This window comes from Dolichospermum sp. LEGE 00240, from assembly GCF_015207875.1.
Lineage (GTDB): Bacteria > Cyanobacteriota > Cyanobacteriia > Cyanobacteriales > Nostocaceae > Dolichospermum > Dolichospermum gracile.
Map to the genome: position 1 here is coordinate 1 of NZ_JADEVZ010000013.1, position 20,770 is coordinate 20,770.

Consider the following 20,770-nt stretch of genomic DNA (forward strand, 5'->3'; position numbering starts at 1 on the left):
GCATTGCCTGAATTATCAGTAATAGCCAAACCTGGAATCACAAGATCAGCTTCCTTGTGAATACCAGTGCCGTCAGGGTAAGCCCCAAAGAGGCTATCATAGCTATTCCCTTCTGCTGTGTAAGCATGACCGTATTCTGAGCCTAAACCAGAGCCGCCGCCATCGCTATAGAGACTGGTGGTCTCACCGTAGAGAGTGTCAGCATCGGTGTAGCTGGTGACATAAACGCGGTTGTTATAGAAACTATCCGTTGTTCCAGCGCTCACTGAGTCAATGGTATAGTAGCCAATATTTACTGTCTCATTGGCATAACCACCCAATACTTGACCTGCTGTATAGGTTCCTGCTAAAGCGTAGCCATAACCACTATAACTATCGCCATTACCGTAGGTGTAGGTGTAGTTGAATAGTTGGTTCTGGATGTCAGCTTCAGCGGAGTTACTGAAGTAGGGGTCGGAACTATTGCCACTTGCGTCATAGGCATTGCCAGATTCAGAGCCTAAACCAGAGTAACCTATTCCACTGCTGATATTAGTTGTTGTTCCATAACCCGTATCGCCATCTGTGTAGCCGGTGACATAGACGTAGCCGTTATAGCCTGCGTTAGTATTGCCTAACTCAACGGAGTCAATGGTGTACTGTCCTGTATAGCCTGTCTCATTGGCATAACCATCCAATACTTGACCTGCTGTATAGGTTCCTACTGCTGCGTAGCCATAACCACTGTAACTATCGCCATTACCGTAGCTATAGGTGAAGTTATATTTCTGATTAGCCAGAATGTCGGCTTCGTAGTATTGGCTAAAGTAGGAGTCGGCACTATTGCCATTCACATCATAGGCATTGCCAGATTCATAGCCTAAACCAGAGTAGCCAGTTCCACTGCTGATATTAGTTGTTGTTCCATAACCCGTATCACCATCTGTGTAGCTGGTGACATAGACAAGATTGTTAAAGGAACTATCTAAAGTAGTGGAGGCAATGGAGTCAATGGTGTAATAGCCATAATTCCCCGTTTCGTTATAAATGTTGCCAATGGTTTGACCTGCTGTATAAGTACCTTCCACGGCATAAACATAACCCGTATAACTATCCCCATTACCGTAGTTATAGGTAAAGTTATATTGGCTGTAAACCGAACCTATGAGAATTGGTTGGGATGTTTCCACATCTAGAGAGTAAGAGGGGTAGTTGGGGTAGTAGGGGTCAAATAAAGCTAGATCATCCGCTAAAGCAGCACTATCTACTGTGGTTGTGAAATAGTAAGTCCCGGTGGAATTTTCTGTTTGAAAGCGCAGAAGAGCAAAGCGTTCTAACTGATTCACTCCTATAGCTTGACCCAATTCAAAAGCGGGGAGAGAACCGCCACTAAGGTTGTTAATCAAACCACTGCTATTGTCTACAGTTCCATCCTGTAACAGTGGGAAATTGGCGGTGATAATGTTGGCGGGGTCAAAGGGCGTATCAATAGATTCCAGAATCAGCCCATCCCAAGCTAAATTAAGTCCTAAACCGTTAACCCCAGCCGCATTTCCACGCAGGTCTGCTACCTGTATTTCTACAAAGAAGGAACGATTTAGTCCTACTTGGTTATTGCTGATTATTTCACCAGGTGTTCCATCGTTATCTGCCAGCAGATTCAGTCGCACTTGCAGGATAGCAACTATGTCATCATTTACGTTAGTGATTGCCACATTTCCAGCATTACGTCCGCTATAATTGGGATCTTCGCTGATTGTCTCACCTGTCAAAATCAAGTAGCTCACATCGCCATCATTTAAATCGTCATTAACACCGGTTACAGTGATGGTCTGGGGAACATTAAAATTAGTTGGAGTAAATACCAGCGAAGTAACAGAAACTTCCCCTTCTGTTGGATCAGAACTGCTGATAGGAATAATGACATCGGCAGTTGGCTGACTGGTTAGCGATACCGTAAAAGTAGCCGTTCCCCCTGCTTCTGTCGTAAACAAACCTGGGGCAGCATCCACACTAATGTTCACCACATTACCTAATGCACTTTGTACCGCACTGACAATATTTGAACTATTATTTTCCAAAGCCACAACAGAACCATTACCCCCCAATTGAGAAATTAAGGATTCATAAGCACTGATATTTTCAGGAGTGACCGCAAAAACCGGAACAATCCTTACGCCTGCGGCACTCAGAATACTGGCAACTTGAGCGATACCAGGGTAATCCTCACCTGTTCCTGCCGGCGTACCATCTAAAATGGCATCTCCGTTGTTGGGTGTGTAAATCCCGGCGAGCGCACCATCCCCTGCAAAATGATAGGGAGCATCTGTGAAAATAATAGCGAGTCTCTGGGAGTCCGGTCGAAAACCAAGCTCACCTGTACGTAACCCAGTCTGCATTAGAGCTTCCAGTTGAGACTCAGACCAATCACCCCCGTTTAATATCACCAGATTATCATAGGTGGACTGTACATCTGTGAGATTTGCAGTGAGGGGAAGATCTGTCCGGTAAACATAGTCCGACCCAGCGCTTCCAAAGGGAAAAATTGGTTTGTCAACAAAGGAGGCTACCGCAAATTGAGCATTAGGTTCAAAGCTCAGAATATTAGCAATTAAGCCAGGAATAAGTCCCCTAACCGTTGCAATATCGTCTCCAAATGACCCCGAAAGGTCTTGAACAAAGACAATATCGAGAAGTCCACGACTGTCGTCATTCTGGATGGTCAAAGTCGCCGTTGATACCCCCAGACTCACACCCTCTGAAGGATTAATAAGTTCCAAGCCAATAGTGTCGCTGGCTTCTACAGTGGTGTCTCCATAAATAGGAATTTCGACAGTTTGAGTTTCTTCACCAGGATTAAACGTTACTGTGATCGGGAAATTGGTATTGTTATAGTCTGTTAATTCGCTGATGCTGTCTCCCCCGGCGGCTGATCCTGGAGAGGCACTGTTGACAACTACTTGGACTGTTTGAGTTTCACTCAGGTCACCAGTTCTGGTTAAAGTTACGGCATTGTTATTGACAAAGCTTCCACTATTGCCTTCGGGAGAGATAAAAGCAGTAGTGCTGAAACTAATATATGCGATGGATTCCGTCATAAATATGACTCTGTATATTGTATATGTTCGCTTTTTTTAGTATACACTATAGATGACTAAGTTCCGTACTGACTATTACTGACTTTGTACTGACTTCGATCGCATATATATTAAGTTTTTTTAAAAGTATACATGAATTGTTCCTACAATTTTTTTCACCGGATGTCTACTATACCTTTGCTATTTTCTCGTAAGTTGGGTTTCGGACCTTAACCCAACAGACGAATCAAGGCTTTTTTCAATTGAGCGCAGGCATTAATGTGTGATATATCTATCTTTGGATAGATGACAGATAAGCCTCAAGGCATAAGCTTGACAGTTGCTTAATTGGTGCGTTAAGATGCCAAAGAGAAATTAAAAATTAAAGTCATAAATTACCTAAAATAGGCGAATTTAAGCGTAAAAATGAACCATCGTCTGTACGCTTTCACCATGGGAATAACCACTTAACAAAAATCAATGCCAAGATCACTATGCCTTCGTTATGACTGTATTGACAAGGTTAGGGTGGCTGTTACACGCAGTGGATATGCTAACCAAAGAGCCTTAGCTGATGATACCGGATTATCCTTAGCTACAGTTAGTAATTTCTTAACTGGTAAACCTGTTAACTATAGAACCGTTGAAGAACTATGTCGCAAATTAAATCTAGATTGGCAAGAAATTACCACTAGCAGCGATGAAGTAATATCTACCCCCCCGCAATCCGGACAAATACGCAAAAAAAAAACAATTTCAATAAATTCCAAGATTGGGGAACAGCAATTGATATTTCACCATTTTACGGACGCAGGGAAGAACTCATACAGCTAGAATCATGGATTATCCAAGATAGCTGTCGGTTGGTAGGATTGTTCGGTATCAGTGGAGTTGGTAAAACAGCTTTAGCTACTCAACTAGCAAAACAGATTGGGGGTGAGTTTGATTGCGTTTTTTGGCGTTCAGTGCCTACTGTTCCATCTTTTGAGAGTATGATCACTGACTTGCTATCTTTTGTCTCTAATCACAAAGAAAGCAAATCCGACATTAATCGAGTTATCCATTATTTGCGTACTCGTCGTTGTCTGATTATCTTGGATAATCTTGACCCGGCTTCAGATATTAATTATATAAAATATACTCAACTCACCCAAATAATTGCGGAAACACACCATCAAAGCTGTCTGATTTTCACCAGTCAATCCAAACCTGCTGAAGTTGGTTTTATGGAGAGGTGGACATTATCAGTACGTTCTTTGGGATTATTGGGTTCATCAGAAATAGCTTTTTCCCTAATCCAATCAAAACAATTATTGGGAACTGATGAACAAAAATATGAACTATGCTATCTCTATGGAAATAATCCCCTCAAAATTAAAGTGGTTGTTAGTACCATCATTGACTTATTTGATGGTGACATTGGTAAGTTTCTAGAAGAAAAAAGTACCCGTTAGACTCTCAAATAGATTATTCCGCCTATGCGTCTGAGTTCACTTGATGTGTTTCGTGGTATCACCATTGCAGCGATGATTCTCGCTAATATGGCCGGAGTTGCAGATGATGTTTATCGTCCCCTCAGTCATGCCAAATGGCACGGTTGTACACCTACTGATTTAATATTTCCCTGCTTTTTATTCATTGTCGGTGTAGCAATGACCTTTTCTTTAGCAAAATATACCGCCCAGAACAAACCCACCAAAGCAGTTTATTTACGCATCCTGCGCCGGACTGCGATTCTATTTATATTGGGTTTAGTATTAAATGGTTTTTGGAATCAAGGTGTTGGGACTTTTGATTTAAGTAGTATCCGCTTGATGGGGATATTACAACGGATTGCTTTAACTTATCTTTTTGCATCTTTAATAGTTTTAAAATTACCTCGCAAAAGTCAATGGTTAGTAGCAGGAGGATTACTAATTGCTTATTGGTTGACAATGATGTATGTTCCTGTTCCTGATTATGGTGCGGGAGTGCTGACGCGAGAAGGTAATTTTGGTGCATTTATTGATAGATTAATTATTCCCAAAGCACATTTGTATAAGGGTGATGGGTTTAATTTTATGGGAGACCCTGAAGGACTCTTTAGCACTATTCCGGCAATAGTTAGCGTTTTAGCTGGTTATTTTACAGGGGAATGGATTAAAGATAAAAAACAGGCTAGTTCACAAACTAGCATGGATTTAGTATTGTTTGGTTTGTGTTGTTTGGTAATTGCAATTATTTGGGATGTGTCATTTCCCATTAATAAGAAAATTTGGACGAGTTCCTATGTTTTATTTACCTCTGGTTGGGCGTTAATGTTATTAGCAGCTTGTTATGAGTTGATAGAGGTGAGGCTAATTAAACGCTGGAGTAAGCCTTTTGAGATCATGGGATTAAATGCGATCGCTCTTTTTGTAGCTTCTGTATTTCTAATTAAAATCATAGCCAAAACTCAACTGGGTACAGGTGAAACTGCTGTTAGTATCTATAATTGGATTTACAAAAATATCTTTGCATCTTGGGCAGGAAATTTCAATGGCTCATTTTTGTTTGCATTTATTACCTTGTTATTTTGGTATGGTGTGGCTGTGTTAATGTATCAGAAACGCTGGTTTATTAAAGTGTAAATAAAGTTCTGTTGGGACAGGCATATTGACCAGAGATCAGATCCCCGACTTCTTAAAGAAGTCGGGGATCTGATTTCAAATTAAGCTAAATTAGATTAACAAAATGACCATCAAGGAGAAATAAACTATGTCAGCGAGAAAACCTAGCATTTTGGTGACGGGAGGAGCAGGATATATTGGTTCTCATACAGTGTTAGCACTCAAGCAAGCTGGTTATGAGGTAGTCATCCTGGATAACTTGGTGTATGGACATCGGGATTTGGTAGAAGAGGTTTTAGAGGTAGAATTGATTGAAGGGGATACGAGCGATCGCACTTTATTAGATAATCTTTTTCAGAGTCGCCATTTTGCCGCAGTTATGCACTTTTCCGCCTATGCTTATGTAGGTGAATCTGTCACTGACCCAGCTAAATACTACCGGAATAATGTTTTAGGAACGTTGACATTATTAGAGTCAATGTTAGCAGCTTCAATTCATAAATTCGTCTTTTCTTCCACCTGTGCCACCTATGGTGTACCGAATTTTATTCCGATTACGGAAGATCATCCCCAAAATCCCATTAATCCCTATGGTGCAACTAAATTAATGGTAGAAAGGATATTAACTGATTTTGATGTGGCATACAATTTTAAATCAGTACGTTTCCGCTATTTTAATGCTGCTGGCGCTAACCCTGAAGGATTATTAGGAGAAGATCATCATCCCGAAACCCATTTAATCCCTTTAGTGTTACAAACAGCATTAGGTCAACGGGAAGCTATTAGCATTTTTGGGACTGATTATCCTACTCCTGATGGTACTTGTATTCGGGATTATATTCATGTCAATGATTTAGCCGATGCTCATATTTTGGGACTAGAATATTTATTAAATGGTGGTGAAAGCGAAGTTTTTAACTTAGGTAATGGTAACGGTTTTTCAGTGAGGGAAGTGATTGCTGCGGCAGAAGATGTCACAGGTATGGTAATATCAGTCAAGGAATGCGATCGCCGTCCCGGAGATCCTCCAGCCTTAATTGGTACAAGCGAAAAAGCTCAGAAAATCTTGAATTGGCAACCCCAATATCCAGGTATTAAAGATATCGTCTCTCACGCTTGGCAATGGCATCAACAAAGGCATAAATAAAAGCCTTAGAAGATGTCGTCTCGTTCGCATAGCGTTCCGAAGGAATAGAGATAGCGCGACCTAGGAATCGCATTGTTTGTGAGAAATGCGGGTCAGATACCCGATTTCTCTAAGAAGTCGGGTATCACATGAGTTCGACATAACGATAATTTGTGGAAAACTCACCCCACGTAGGAGTCTCAAGCCCTTATTCTCTCGTTGAAAAAATCATAACTCCGTTCGCGTAGCGTCTCCGAAGGAGAAACTCCGAACTCAGAACTCAGGTGGTATCTTGTTGGTAAACAAGTCCCTTCTCCTTCACAAGGGGGTAAAATAGTAAAATGACAGATGCTACTGTTATTGTCCCCAAAATAACTATCACGAAAATATATGACAACCAACCCACCAATTCTCACTTATACTCTGGAAGAAATATTATCTCGTTTGGATCAAAAGATAGAGAAGCAATTTACCGAAGTTAACCAAAAAATGGATCGGCAATTTGCTGAAGTCAATCAAAAGTTTACTGAAGTCAACCAAAAACTAGAAACTATTGATGGTAGACTAAATAAACTGGAAATTGGACAAGCAGAACTATCAGGGGAAATTAAAACCTTAGATAAAAAACTATCAGGGGAAATTAAAACCCTAGACGAAAAACTATCAGGGGAAATTAAAACCCTAGACGAAAAACTATCAGGGGAAATTAAAACCCTAGACGAAAAACTATCAGGGGAAATTAAAACCCTAGACGAAAAAGTTATTGGTATTGATAAAAGACTAGATAACCAAGAATTTATTAATCGTGGAGTTCTAGTAGCAGTGATTATCGCCTTAATTAGTGGAGTAGTCAAACTATTCGGTTTCTTCCCCACTGGTAAAATCTGAAAACCTTAATTGTATACAAAACTCATTTTCAGTCATAGAAAATATAAAATATGAAAAGCAAAATTGCGAAAATTATACCCTTCTTCTGTTGCTTTACCCTTGGTTTGACCCCTATGGTAGCCTATGGTCAATTATCTGTTTCTCCTTTAACAATTCAACGCAAAGCAGAATCAGGACAAGCTAGGGGAGTGATTGAAATTTATAATGCCTCTAATAAACCCTATCGAGCTAGAGTTTCCTTGTCACAAGAACCTAGCTGCTGATGTTGCCATATTATATCTACCAGATGAAGAATCTCTCCAGGAAATAACCAGAAGCGAATTTGTAACAATTCATGATACCCATTGGGGAATTGAAAGTTTTCACAGAGCCATTAAACAAGTATGTGGAATTTGTCGATTTATGGTGAGAGATAGCCAAGCAATCAAAACACACATATTTTGTTCACTTCAAGCATTTGCTCGTTTAGAAAAAATGCGCTCTGAAAACATAATTTCTAATTGGTATGAAGTGCAAAGAAACTTATTCACTTTAGTTGTGCGCGACTACATTGTGGACAATCTTACCAATGCTTGTGCTGCTTCATCAACATAGATTCATTTTTTTGTCAATGCGTAAGTCCTAAAAGATTAGATAACCAAGAATTTATTAATCGTGGAGTTCTAGTAGCGGTGATTATTGCCTTAATTAGTGGAGTAGTCAAACTATTCGGTTTCTTCCCCAGCAGCAAAATTTGAAAATTCTAATCGGAGTAAAACTGAAGGAAAAATCAAGGGTTTGAGTGATTACCCAGGGATGCATCACTACGCTGCGCTAAGTTCAGCAGAACTTTTCAAACACCCTCTTAGAGGTTGATAGTTGCATCGGGATTTGGTAGAACAGGTTTTACAAGTAGAATTGATTGAAGGGGATACCAGCGATCGCACTTTATTAGATAATCTGGTGTTGCTGAGTAAAAGTATGATTTTATTATGCCTACGGCACGCTGCGCGAACACGCAGAAACGCTCCAGGCACAGAGAGTAAGAGTTTGAGAGATGAAGTTTTCGACTTTCATACCCCAATTCACCAACACCAGATTTACAAGGAATATTCGGTAAGCGTAAAGCTCAGTGGCTAAAGCCGCTGAGAGTGTTAACTATCCCCCTTTATCTTTTTCCTAGGAAACCAATCATCTAAAATGGCGTAAAATACTGGGACAACAAACAAGCTGAGAATAGTAGAACTGACCAAACCACCAGCAATAGATACAGCCATGGGCGATCGCAATTCTGAACCCGCACCTAAACCCAAAGCAATGGGAACCATCCCCAAAATTGTCGCCGCAGTTGTCATCATAATGGGACGCAAACGGACAGGGCCAGCCTTGAGAATTGCCTCAGTTCTTTCTAGTCCAGAATCTCTTAACTGGTTAATGTAATCTACAATTAAGATAGCATTTTTGTTAGTAATCCCCAGCAAAAATACAAAACCAATTAGAGATATCATCCCAAAATCACTTTTTGTAAATAGCAGTGCCAACAAAGCCCCCACGATTGCTAAAGGTAAAGAAAGACCAATAACTATGGGGTCTACCCAACTTTTAAATAACCAAACTAACACCACAATAATACAAAGTGCTGATAACCCCAAAGTCGTGCCGAAACTCGCAAAAACCTCATTTTGACGGGCAGAATCTCCCCCTAAATTCAAAGAAACACCCGCAGGTATAACTGCTTTAGCTTCTGCTACCACCTGATCAGTCGCATCACCCAAAGTTAAATTTTGACCCAGGTTAGCGCCGATATAAGCTACCCGCTGATTATTCAAACGTTCAATGTGGAAAATAGTATCTTGTTGCACAGATGCACCTGTAATAGTCACATCCACAAACCCTGATATTTTCTCAATTCGGGCTTTTACGGCTTTAGCCGCCGTCGTTAAAGCTTGAAGATCATTACCTTGTAAGGCTATTTGCAGAGGTTTTTGTCCACCTGTGTCTACAAACTGAATATCTTCTACACTTGTAGTTACACCCGCCAATTTTGGCAAAGCAGCGCGGAGTTGGTCTTGTACTTCTGCCGTTTTCACTTCTGAGTCTGTTTTCAGCTTAACGTACAGCGTTCCTTTATTTGGCTCACCTTCACGAGAACCGACAGTAGTAAACACAGTTGCTACTGCGGGAGACTTCCTCACTACTTCTTCCAGTTTCTTAGCAACATCCAAAGAATCGTTTAAAGGATTAGGAATGGGAATAGAAGATGATGAAGCAGCTAAAGCCGCAGCAGACAAAGACGAATTTCCTAATTTATCTTGTTGTCCCGTTTGTCCTGCCTGTCCTCCTGGTTGTCCTAGTCCTTCTGTCCTTCCTTGTGCAAGATCCCCAGGAAGACTAGGTAAAGGAGCAGTATAGACAATATTAAATTCTCCTCGATCAAGTTTGGGAATAAACCCTTTGGGAATTAGGGGAATTAGGGCTAAACCAGCTATTAAACTACCCACTGCCAAGCCAACAACTATCAAGCGGTGCTGCAATGACCAGGCTAACAAGTTACGGTAAGCCTGATCAAATTCTAACCAAATTTTACGTTGCTTTTGGGGAGAATTGGATGGTTTCGCTTTGAGCCAGTAAATAGCTAAGACTGGTGATAAGGTTCGGGCGACTAACATGGATGTGAGCATGGCAGCGGAAACTGTAATCCCAAAGGGTTTGAAAAATTGACCAATGACTCCACCCATTAAACCGATAGGCAAAAATACCGCTACCGCTGTCAAAGTGGCTGCGGTGACAGTTAAACCAATTTCATTGGTGGCTATGAGGGCCGCTTCGCGGGGGGTTTTTCCTGCTTCTATATGCCGCATGATGTTTTCGACATCAACGATCGCATCATCTACTATTGAACCAATGACTAAAGCTAAGGCTAACAGGGTGATGGTTTCTAGGTTAAAGCCATATATCGCCATGACGATAAATGTTCCTAACAAAGATATGGGAATGGCTAAGGCAGAAATCAGCGTAGCTCGCCAATTCCATAAAAAGGGGAAGATGACAACTACTGAGAGGATAATGGCTTCAAGCAGTGCATCTATGGTGGAATGGGTGGCGTTGTGAATATATTCAGCTTGGGTAGCAGCTAAGGTGAGGGTGACATCTTTTAAGCTCAACCTTAGCTGTTGTACTTCTTTTTCTACCCGACTGACTACTTCTAGGGTATTGGCATCACCTTTTTTAATTACTTGAAAGGCTAAAGCCTGTTTACCATTGAATCTGACTAAGGTTCCAGATGAGGGTAATAAAACATTCCTTTTTTCCTCCTGAGTGCTGGGCGGGGAAACCCCGCCCCTACGTTCTTGACTCCTGCTGTTGCCATCTCCTAAGAGAGAGACTTTGAGGACTCCTGGTAATTTAGCGATCGCTGGGACAATTTTCTCTTTTGCTAGTTGCTGTAAATTATCAATCTTCCCAGTAGCACTTTCAATGGCATAGCTAACAGCCGCTGATTCGTTCAGATTCAAAGGGATGATTTTTTTAGTGGCATTCTTGGGTAAATTTAATTGATTGACGATTTGAGAAATTTCGTTGGTCGCAGTTTCTAAATTTGTCCCCACCACAAAAGAGGAAATTACAGCAGTTTGACCAGGATAAGTTGATGAACGAATATCCTCAAGTCCTGTCAGTGATTTGAGACTTGCCTCCAGGGGTTTAGTTAATTTTTCTTCCGTATCTAGGGCAGAGGTTAAGGGTGCTTGAGCATTTACCACCACTACCGGAAAGGTGATGTCTGGAAATAAAGCATATTTGAGGGAACTGAATGCAAGCACACCAGCTACCGCTATACCTATCCAGAAACACACTGTCAACCAAGAAAACTTAATCGCTAATTTGGAAATATTGAAGCTTTCCCGTGTAGATTGTGTATTGGTCTGTACCATCTGATAAAATTATTTGAGTCCTTGGTGATTAGTTGTCAGTCTTTTGATCACTGACAACTGACAGGTTAGTATAGAACTTCTAGGGTGAAAATGGTGGGAGAGGTTTAGTCATAGTAAACCTTAATTCTTTCGTTCCTTGTTCAAAGTATTCTAAGCAACACCATAATCTGTATATGGACGCTTGTAGGGCGGATGCAACCCCAACACAATATCTTCTTTGGGAACACCCATTTTTACTAACTCCTCAGCAGGATTTTGGTCTGTCAAATTCTGTTGTAGCCAAATTTTGCCATTTTTAATATCAAAGTGCATGACACTACGATAAACTCGATGTAGTTCTTGCCAACCGACATTCATCCATTGGTAATGATCCCTTTGGGTATCAAAAATCAGTTGTAGTTCTTCTTCATCATCATCTTTGGCGTAATTAGTTAACAAAGTTTGAATATATTCTCGATATTTAGCTATTTTATCCATTTAAAATTGGCAGACACGGATAACATTAAATCGTTGTATCCTTAGTATTCTATACTATTTGTAGTCAAAGGAAAATAGGGCGTTGCTGAATCGAGGTGTGAAATTTCCAAATTGAACCTTTAAAAATTTTACCTTTGCGTCTTTGCGCCTTTGCGTGAGACTAAAATTCATACCCTTAATCAGCAACACCGAAAATAGTTTCTAAATTTCTCATTCTCATGTCAACTTTGATCTTAGTCCCCCAGGGAGCAGAATATCAAGCCGTCTGTCGCGGATTAAGTCGCGTCCCCAATTCTCAAACCAAGGTATTAGCGATACCAATGGGAATCGAACCAGTGCGGAAATATTTACAACAGTTCACCCATAATCAAGCAAATCGGATGCTGATGATGGGTTTGTGCGGTAGCTTGAGCCAAAAATATCAAATTGGAGATATTGTTTTATATCAAAATTGTCTTTATCAAGGAAATCTGCAAGAAGGCGATAATTCCTTTACCGCAGATATACATAATCAACTTGGGGATCGTGTATCTTTAGTCAAAGGGTTAACAAGCGATCGCCTCTTATATAAAGCTACAGAAAAACGCGAGTTCCAAAAACAATCCGGTGCTGACGTTGTAGATATGGAAGGATACGCTTTTCTCGAATTTTCCCAGCAACCATCGGATGCAGTTTCTCCACCAGTACAAGTAGCCGTCCTCCGAGTAGTTAGCGATGATGCTCACCATGACATCCCCAATATCACCTCAGCCATTAGCGCAGACGGCTCATTACAACCTTTACCCTTAGCTTGGGAATTAATTCGTCAACCCCTAGCAGCAACTCGATTAATTACGGGTTCATTGAAAGGACTCAAAGCTTTAACAACAGTTACACAACTATTGTTTACGGCTTAAGGCAAGAATGTCCAATAGACCCATAAGATCCCCGACTTCTCTAAGAAGTCGGGGATCTAAACAGAATTTAAACCGGAGAAATGTCTTTTAAGCTAAACTACTGGTGCCAAATTGACTTTAACAATCACATCATTAAAGTCTTTATCTCCACCACCACGTAAATCCTCAAAGCCAAAGGTATTATCACCTAACATCCGTACATGATCTACACCATCTGAGTTAGCCCCCATGAAGACGAAGTAAATATCTGGGTTATTATTAGGATTTCTATCAAGTAGGGCATCAAGTGTACCATTAGCCACAAGAAATGGTACATACATAGCACCACCTTGAAGGGTAGTATTGAAACCTGCTGTTCCGCCGTTATTCACGTTCAAACTAACATCAGAAACACGGCCATTCAGAGCCGCTTGCACATAACCATCCTGTCCTGGGAGGATATCAGCGATACCATCACCATTAGTATCAATACCGCCATTCCCATCAGTTACGCGATAGAAACCAACGAAATTGTTGTAACTTGCTTCTCGGTAAACGGTAAAATCAGCGGTTACTGCACCAGTAATACCCCGTAAATCCAGCGATTCGCCTTGTGGTTTACTTTGCAAAGCTGTACCCAAAGGCATAGATTTTTCATTTGCTTGAATCTGGACTTGCAAATCGTCGAACCCAGTTGAATTACCAGAACCATCTTCCCAATTTAGGGAGAAACTATTAGACCCCAAGTCTGTAATTTTTACAGTAGAAGGGTTGGCAAAGAGAACATTGCCAATGGGTGTGTTCTTATTCAGTACAGAATCGGTTGAACCATCTTTTACTAAATAGAATCTCAAATTGTCATTGGAGTTAAATTCTAATAACCTACCGAGGCTAGTGAGATCAAATCCAGCAGGAAGATTAGTAATAGTAGAGAAAATTATCTGACCTTTTGCTAATGCTTTTTCTGCATAACCAGGTTCACCTGGGGCAATTCCATCTATTTTACCAGACGCATCATCAACAGTAAATACTCCTATTTCATAGAAACTATTAAAATTGAATCCTGTCAATTTTACTTCTAGTGTCACTTTGCCGTCGTTACCTTTGATATTGAAGACATTATCACCAATTAGTGAGAGGGAATCGTTAACGTTCACAGTTTCCGTGTCAGTGCCAGTTTCAGTTCCCGTATCAGTGCCAGTTTCAGTTTCCGTGTCGGTTCCCGTATCAGTGCCAGTTTCAGTTCCCGTATCAGTGCCAGTTTCAGTTTCCGTGTCGGTTCCCGTATCAGTGCCAGTTTCAGTTTCCGTGTCGGTTCCCGTATCAGTGCCAGTTTCAGTTCCCGTATCAGTGCCAGTTTCAGTTTCCGTGTCGGTTCCCGTATCAGTGCCAGTTTCAGTTCCCGTGTCGGTTCCCGTATCAGTGCCAGTGTCAGTTCCCGTGTCGGTTCCCGTATCAGTTCCCGTGTCAGTTCCCGTGTCGGTTCCCGTATCAGTTCCCGTGTCAGTTCCCGTATCAGTTCCAGTGTCAGTGCCAGTGTCAGTTTCCATGTCAGTGCCAAGCCGCACATAGACTTTCCCTGTTCCAGGTGCGCCAATAATTAAATCGTTAACACCGTCACCATCAAAATCTCCATTACTGATCGAGCTACCTAACTTATCACCTATAGAAGCACCGTCAATTATAAAGCCATTTTGACTGTTGGGACTTTCGAGACTTGAGAGTTCAAAGGTAGGAGCAAAGTCTTCCTCTGCGCCATAAATGACGTAGACTTGTCCAACATTATTATTAGCATTTTTTGCCCCAATGATGATGTCATCAATGTCATCATCGTTAATATCCCCAGCATCACTGACATACCAATCGGAGTTATCAAGGGTTGAAATACCATTGATGGTAAAGCCATTGCTACCATTAAGGTCAGAAAGATTGATGCTAGAACCAAAATCTTCTTTGCCAAAGACCACATAGCCTTTGCCTTTCCCACCAATAATCAAGTCTCGGATGCCGTCACCGTTGATATCCCCAGCTTTGCTAACAGAAAGTCCTGATTGATCACCATCTTGTCCGTTGATGACAAAGCCATCGCTGCTACTGAAGTTGTAAATGTTGATGTTATTATCGCTAAAGGGGTTGTCATTGCTACGCCCATAAATGACATAACTGCTGCCAGAATTGTTACCATTGGGATTCGCATAGGGCGCACCAATGATGAGGTCATCAATTCCATCACCGTTGATATCCCCAGCGTCACTGACAGAATAACCTAAGCTATTGTTGTCATCAATTGGGTTATCCGGGTTATAGCTGTAGATAATCAAACCGTCATCAAGCCCAAAGTTTGGGTCATCGAGGTTTAGGGTTGAGTCAAAATTCTCTTTCCCAAAGATGATATAGCTTTCACCTATAGTCCCTGATCCATTATCACCAGGATTAGTTGCGCCAATTAATAGGTCTTTGATGCCATCACCATTGATATCGCCAGCAGCACTAACAGACCAACCGGCATTACGACTATATTCACTGCCTTGAATCTTAAAGCCCTTACTGCCAAGGCTGGAGAGTTCGATGGGACTATTAAAATAGTCGGACTCTTCACTACCAAAGATGACATAAGCAGAGCCGAGACTATTCTCATCTGCACCGGGTGCGCCAATGGCTAGGTCATCAACACCATCACCATTAATATCCCCAATATTCCTAACAGAATAGCCGAATTTATCACCCGCGTTAGGCCCATTGATCACAAAGCCTTTAGTGTTATCGAGGCTAGAGACATCTATGGTTCGATTAAGTGAATCTCTTTCACCAAAGACTACATAGGTTTTTCCGGCGTTGCTTTTGTTATTAGGATCGCTCAAATGTGAGCCAATGACGATATCTTCAATTCCATCACCGTTAATATCAACAGCACTAACTGAGTAGCCGAACTCATCGCTACTTACACCCTTGATAGTAAAGCCGTTGTTGTTGGATATGGGAGTGGAAGTGGGTATAATCTCACCACTTACAGGATCGATAACAATAGTCTCGCCAGTTACAGGATCTATACCGATCAAAAATACCTCTTCATCTTCGCTGCCAGAATTAGGATCTGGTAGGGCTGCTTCAAATGGGATCTCCTCAACTGGGGTATTTTCACTTGTTATGATCGATGGATTGCCGCTAACTCCAGTTGTGGTGGCAATAGCACTAGGATCTAGTTCTGTTGATGGATTGCTGCTAACTCCAGTTGGGGTGGCGATAGGATTAGGATCTGGTTCTGTTGATGGATTGCTAGGATCTTCAGTTGTGGCGGACATAGGATCTAGTTCTGTTAATAGATTGCTAGGATCTTCAGTTGTGGCGGACATAGGATCTAGTTCTGTTAATAGATTGCTAGGATCTTCAGTTGTGGCGGACATAGGATCTAGTTCTGTTAATAGATTGCTGCTATCTACAGTTGTGGTGTCCATAATGATGTAGTGTTATTAGTTTTTCTTCATTGGTTAACAAATTTCGGTTACAGCAAAGCTGGTGTAATAGGTAGTTCCACCCTAGTTACACAAGTATTTGCTATAAATCTGCGTTGAGAAATAGCTCTAGGCTGTAGTTGAGTGGCTAGAGTGTTGGTGATAGTATGGACAGCATTTCATACCTCTGGGGTAAATATGCGTGTTTGCCCCTAAGCTTGAGTCGTTAGAGTAACTTTTGATGGAAGTAGGGGAATAGTAGTTAATACCCTGGTATGATGAAACCTCCCTGGCTTGCAGTTGAGTCGCCAGAGTTGGTGGAGATAATTTTTTCGGATGGTCAGATCCGGTTAGTTTCTATGCCAGATCAAACTCTCTTTATATCCATATTTGTGTACCCAATTTTTCACCTCATATAATCAAATCCAGGTCTATTTAAGACTTGGGGTTTTTGCCGACTACACCCAGACGCGGGAAGATGCTGAAGTTTATGCCTGATTTGATTTAAGGACTCTTAGTTTTTCACTAACGAGAAAGTTTACTTTGATTGCCCGAAAACAGTATAGCCTAGATATTGTGTTATTAGTTGTGAAGTTTCTGTGAAGTTGAGGTCAATAATACGCAAATTTCTGAGTTGGGCTTTTATCATTGGCTGTAAACATGACAATCTGTTTTAGTCTGCGGTTATGATACTTGATGTCAATGGGAAGAATTTCCTTTCCCTGTTCTCAAGTCCCGCTTCCTATAAATTAATCCCTAGTTGTGAATGTCCAATCCGGACTCGTTTTAAATATTCTGACTACTTTTGATCTACTGTTTTTACCAGTAATCCTAATGTGTGGTTAATGCTGGGTCTGGTGTTTAATGGGTAAAAATGGAAATTCTGGGGAAAAATGCCTGCTACTGGTTGTCAACGGGGTAAACTCTGGCTTGATTAGGGATCAGGGATCAGGAGTCAGAAGTATGGCTTACGCCAAGTCAGAAGTCAAAAGAAGAGGGAAATTTCTGTGTTTGCTGCTTTTGCTCGTCCTACTTTGTTATTTGACATATACTCTACCTTTCCATGCGCCTCCACGACCTTGCCAATGTTGTAATGCTGAATCTAATGTCATACAAGTATACATAAAGGAAATAATGGGTAAGCTAAAAGCAAAAGCGGAGGAGCATTTGTAAAAGCGAATAATGGGGAAGTAAGCAAAAGTCATTAGCAGGTATCCAATGACAGAGGTGAGGGTAATTGTCCAATTCCCGAATACCAGTCCTAAAATAATTCCTACTGGTGGGACTATATATACTAAGGTCATTCCTAAGAGGCTACCCAGGAGGAGAAAGGGGGAATAATTTAGTTGTGTATAAGCACTTCTGGCGACCATATCCCATATTGTTTTGAGGGAATCGTAGGGGCGTAAGCTATAGGTTAAGACGCTAAGTCCTAACCAGATTCTTCCCTTGGTTGATTTGACGGCTTTGGCTAGGGAACAGTCATCAATTAGGGCTTGACGAATAACTTGTAATCCACCAATTCGATTGAGGGCTTCTTTGTGAATGAGAATACAACCTCCGGCGGCGGCGGCGATCGCTTTTTTGGGGTTATTTACCCAGGAAAAGGGATAGAGTTTTTGGAAGAAGAAGACGAAGGCGGGTATTAATAGTTGTTCCCAAAAGCTTTGACAGCGTAATCGTACCATGATGGATACGAGGTCTAATTTCTGGGCTTCGGCTTTGGCAACTAGGCGGCGGAGGTTACTGGGATGATGTTCTATATCTGCGTCCGTAAGTAAAAAATAGTCGGGTTTTAATAGGCTGGCTGTTTGTACACCTTGTGCCATTGCCCATAATTTGCCTGTCCAACCCGGAGGTAATGGGGGGCTGGATATAATCTGTAGTTGCTGGGTTTTGTCGAGGGCGTAGGCTACTCCTTGGGCAATGTTGGCTGTACCATCGCTACTTTGATCGTCTACGAGGAAGATGGTGAAGTTACCAGGATAGTCTTGGAGGAGGAGCGATCGCAAGCTAATGGCAATGACATCGGCTTCATTGCGGGCGGGAATGACTACGCACACTGTTGGTAAGGTGTTATTATCAATATCTTTGTCTGGTGTTGCTTCTAATAGGTGATTAATTCGCCAAAATTGCCCCCAAAATAAGATTAAAAATAACCAAATGACTAAGGATAGAAGGGTCAAACTCAAGATAATTGTTGCCATCACTGTTGCCATACTCCAATTTAAAACTTAAAAAACACATTTAATTGTCACTGACTTGGATAGAATACAATATCTGCTGATTTTGGGGAAGAATTTTCTCGTAATTCGGTTATGTTATTAAATACTTGAGTTTGGTGCTGAGGTAGGTATTTGATGGAAACACAAGATGGAACAAAAGTCAATAAAGTTGTTGATGCGATCGCGAAGCTGACCGAAGGTATCGCCGCCAGTCAAAAACATCTGCTTTCTATTCAAAATCCCGATGGTTATTGGTGGGCAGAGTTAGAATCTAATGTTACCATTACCTCGGAAGCTGTTTTACTGCATAAGATTTGGGGAACTGATAAAACCAGACCTTTATATAAAGTTGAAAATTATCTCCGTTCTCAACAGCGAGAACATGGAGGTTGGGAATTGTTTTATGGTGATGGTGGAGATTTAAGCACAACTGTAGAAGCTTATATGGCTTTGAGGTTGTTAGGTGTACCTGCTACAGACCCAGCATTACTAAAAGCAAAATCCCTAATTTTAGCTAAAGGTGGTATTAGCAAAACTCGGATTTTTACGAAGTTACATCTAGCTTTGATTGGCTGTTATAATTGGCGCGGACTGCCTTCTTTGCCACCTTGGGTAATGTTGGTACCCGATAATTTTTTCTTCAATATTTATGAACTTTCCAGTTGGGCGCGTTCTAGCACTGTACCATTATTAATTGTCTTTGATCGGAAACCCATCTTTAAAATTGATCAACCAATTAACTTAGATGAATTATATGCTGAAGGTGTGGTAAATGTAGTTTGGGAATTGCCAAAAAATGGTGATTGGTCGGATATATTTAACACCCTTGATGATGGGTTTAAATTAGCAGAAAGATTGAATTTTGTACCTTTTAGAAATGAAGGCATTAAAGCCGCAGAAAAATGGATTCTAGAACGTCAAGAAGTTACAGGTGATTGGGGGGGAATTATTCCCGCTATGTTAAATTCTCTGTTAGCTTTAAAATGTTTAGATTATGATGCTAATGATCCAATTATCGAACGGGGTTTAAAAGCAGTTGATAATTTTGCTATTGAAACAGAAAATAGTTACTGTGTTCAACCTTGTGTTTCTCCTGTATGGGATACTGCTTGGGCGATTCGGGCTTTAATTGATTCAGGTTTTGCGCCAAATGATGCCGCTATTGTCAAAGCTGGAGAATGGTTAATAGAGAAACAAATTCTCGATTATGGTGATTGGAATGTCAAAAATAAGCAGGGAAAACCCGGCGCTTGGGCCTTTGAATTTGAAAATCGTTTTTACCCAGATGTGGATGATTCGGCTGTAGTGGTCATGGCTTTACATCAAGCAAAATTACCAAATGAAGAACTGAAAAAACAAGCTATTAATAGGGCTTTAAATTGGATTGCGACGATGCAATGCAAACCAGGAGGTTGGGCAGCTTTTGATATTAATAATGATCAAGAATGGCTCAATTATATACCCTATGGTGATCTAAAAGCGATGATTGATCCCAATACTGCTGATGTCACAGCTAGAGTATTAGAAATGTTGGGGGCTTGTAATTTATCAATTCAACCAAATAATTTAGAAAAAGCTCTAGATTATCTCTTGCAGGAACAAGAAACAGCAGGTTGTTGGTTTGGACGTTGGGGTGTAAATTACATTTATGGAACTAGCGGCGTTTTATCAGCTTTGGCTTTAATTAATCCTTTAAAATATGCGGGAAATATCAATCAAGGTGTTAATTGGTTAGTGAAAGTCCAAAATTATGATGGTGGTTGGGGAGAAACTTGTTTTAGTTACAATGATCGTAATTTAAAAGGAAAAGGTGACAGTACAGCATCCCAAACTGCATGGGCTTTAATTGGGTTAATAGCAGCAGGTGAAGCAACGGGAAAATTAGCTCTTGATAGTATTGAAAAGGGGATTAATTACCTGTTAGAAACACAAAAATCCGATGGTACTTGGGATGAGATTTACTTTACTGGGACAGGTTTTCCTTGTCATTTTTATTTGAAGTATCACCTTTATCAACAGTATTTTCCGTTAATGGCTTTGGGAAGATATCAAGCGATACGTTAGTAATAGAAAACATTAAAAAAATAGATCCCCGACTTCTTTTAGGAGTCGGGGATCTGAAATCCCACTTTAGATATATCTCTATCTATTTCTTTAGCATGAAGTTAAGTT

At 40.9% G+C, this 20,770-nt stretch carries 13 protein-coding genes and 1 pseudogene; 9 read left to right on the forward strand and 5 right to left on the reverse strand.

Annotated features, from left to right (window positions below):
* Nucleotides 1-3,077, reverse strand: a 3,077-nt coding sequence (locus IQ226_RS06315; RefSeq protein WP_228039282.1) for a Calx-beta domain-containing protein, incomplete at its 3' end; no start/stop codon positions are given.
* A 459-nt stretch (nt 3,078-3,536) separates the two neighbouring features.
* Between IQ226_RS06315 and IQ226_RS06320 the strand changes: the two genes are divergently transcribed.
* The 7 genes and pseudogenes from IQ226_RS06320 to IQ226_RS06350 form a co-directional block, all read left to right on the forward strand.
* Entirely contained in the window at nt 3,537-3,890 is a 354-nt protein-coding gene (locus IQ226_RS06320; protein WP_193893446.1) for a helix-turn-helix transcriptional regulator, read from the forward strand.
* A gap of 38 nt (nt 3,891-3,928) precedes the next feature.
* Nucleotides 3,929-4,510, forward strand: a complete 582-nt coding sequence (locus IQ226_RS06325; RefSeq protein ID WP_370567090.1) for an NB-ARC domain-containing protein — start codon at nt 3,929-3,931, stop codon at nt 4,508-4,510.
* A gap of 24 nt (nt 4,511-4,534) precedes the next feature.
* A complete protein-coding gene (locus tag IQ226_RS06330) occupies nt 4,535-5,665 on the forward strand; it encodes an acyltransferase family protein (protein WP_193893450.1) in 1,131 nt (376 codons plus the stop codon).
* Between the two features lie 127 nt (nt 5,666-5,792).
* Entirely contained in the window at nt 5,793-6,791 is a 999-nt protein-coding gene (galE, locus tag IQ226_RS06335) for a UDP-glucose 4-epimerase GalE (protein ID WP_193893452.1), read from the forward strand.
* A gap of 369 nt (nt 6,792-7,160) precedes the next feature.
* Complete coding sequence (locus tag IQ226_RS06340; RefSeq protein ID WP_228039283.1) at nt 7,161-7,658, forward strand: hypothetical protein; 498 nt, start codon at nt 7,161-7,163, stop codon at nt 7,656-7,658.
* A gap of 50 nt (nt 7,659-7,708) precedes the next feature.
* Nucleotides 7,709-7,921 (forward strand): hypothetical protein, encoded by a 213-nt coding sequence (locus IQ226_RS06345; protein ID WP_193893454.1) that lies wholly within the window; start codon nt 7,709-7,711, stop codon nt 7,919-7,921.
* A 7-nt stretch (nt 7,922-7,928) separates the two neighbouring features.
* Nucleotides 7,929-8,252 (forward strand): annotated as a pseudogene (locus IQ226_RS06350) (IS701 family transposase); the annotation flags it as partial.
* A 539-nt stretch (nt 8,253-8,791) separates the two neighbouring features.
* On the opposite strand, the gene IQ226_RS06355 reads toward IQ226_RS06350, so the two are convergent.
* Entirely contained in the window at nt 8,792-11,569 is a 2,778-nt protein-coding gene (locus IQ226_RS06355; protein ID WP_193893456.1) for an efflux RND transporter permease subunit, read from the reverse strand.
* A gap of 150 nt (nt 11,570-11,719) precedes the next feature.
* A complete protein-coding gene (locus IQ226_RS06360) occupies nt 11,720-12,046 on the reverse strand; it encodes a XisI protein (RefSeq protein WP_168467201.1) in 327 nt (108 codons plus the stop codon).
* Nucleotides 12,047-12,264: 218 nt separating this feature from the next.
* Between IQ226_RS06360 and IQ226_RS06365 the strand changes: the two genes are divergently transcribed.
* Nucleotides 12,265-12,942, forward strand: coding sequence for a phosphorylase (locus IQ226_RS06365; RefSeq protein ID WP_193893458.1), 678 nt, complete (start codon nt 12,265-12,267; stop codon nt 12,940-12,942).
* Nucleotides 12,943-13,034: 92 nt separating this feature from the next.
* On the opposite strand, the gene IQ226_RS06370 is transcribed toward IQ226_RS06365, so the two are convergent.
* Both IQ226_RS06370 and IQ226_RS06375 read right to left on the reverse strand, forming a co-directional pair.
* Complete coding sequence (locus IQ226_RS06370; RefSeq protein ID WP_193893460.1) at nt 13,035-16,376, reverse strand: DUF4114 domain-containing protein; 3,342 nt, start codon at nt 16,374-16,376, stop codon at nt 13,035-13,037.
* 1,034 nt (nt 16,377-17,410) lie between these two features.
* Nucleotides 17,411-18,580: a glycosyltransferase gene (locus tag IQ226_RS06375; protein WP_193893463.1), complete on the reverse strand. Its 1,170-nt coding sequence runs from the start codon at nt 18,578-18,580 to the stop codon at nt 17,411-17,413.
* A gap of 153 nt (nt 18,581-18,733) precedes the next feature.
* On the opposite strand from IQ226_RS06375, the gene shc reads away from it, so the two are divergent.
* Nucleotides 18,734-20,662, forward strand: coding sequence for a squalene--hopene cyclase (shc, locus tag IQ226_RS06380; protein WP_193893466.1), 1,929 nt, complete (start codon nt 18,734-18,736; stop codon nt 20,660-20,662).
* The last annotated feature ends 108 nt before the right edge of the window (nt 20,663-20,770 follow it).

What these genes read in the sequence shown, in the direction of transcription:
- shc (WP_193893466.1), top strand. Translation starts at nt 18,734, where the DNA reads ATGGAAACACAAGATGGAACAAAAGTCAATAAAGTTGTTGATGCGATC.
- IQ226_RS06355 (WP_193893456.1), bottom strand. Translation starts at nt 11,569, where the DNA reads ATGGTACAGACCAATACACAATCTACACGGGAAAGCTTCAATATTTCC.
- IQ226_RS06330 (WP_193893450.1), top strand. Translation starts at nt 4,535, where the DNA reads ATGCGTCTGAGTTCACTTGATGTGTTTCGTGGTATCACCATTGCAGCG.
- IQ226_RS06370 (WP_193893460.1), bottom strand. Translation starts at nt 16,376, where the DNA reads ATGGACACCACAACTGTAGATAGCAGCAATCTATTAACAGAACTAGAT.
- IQ226_RS06340 (WP_228039283.1), top strand. Translation starts at nt 7,161, where the DNA reads ATGACAACCAACCCACCAATTCTCACTTATACTCTGGAAGAAATATTA.
- IQ226_RS06360 (WP_168467201.1), bottom strand. Translation starts at nt 12,046, where the DNA reads ATGGATAAAATAGCTAAATATCGAGAATATATTCAAACTTTGTTAACT.
- IQ226_RS06345 (WP_193893454.1), top strand. Translation starts at nt 7,709, where the DNA reads ATGAAAAGCAAAATTGCGAAAATTATACCCTTCTTCTGTTGCTTTACC.
- IQ226_RS06320 (WP_193893446.1), top strand. Translation starts at nt 3,537, where the DNA reads ATGCCAAGATCACTATGCCTTCGTTATGACTGTATTGACAAGGTTAGG.
- galE (WP_193893452.1), top strand. Translation starts at nt 5,793, where the DNA reads ATGTCAGCGAGAAAACCTAGCATTTTGGTGACGGGAGGAGCAGGATAT.
- IQ226_RS06365 (WP_193893458.1), top strand. Translation starts at nt 12,265, where the DNA reads ATGTCAACTTTGATCTTAGTCCCCCAGGGAGCAGAATATCAAGCCGTC.
- IQ226_RS06375 (WP_193893463.1), bottom strand. Translation starts at nt 18,580, where the DNA reads ATGGCAACAATTATCTTGAGTTTGACCCTTCTATCCTTAGTCATTTGG.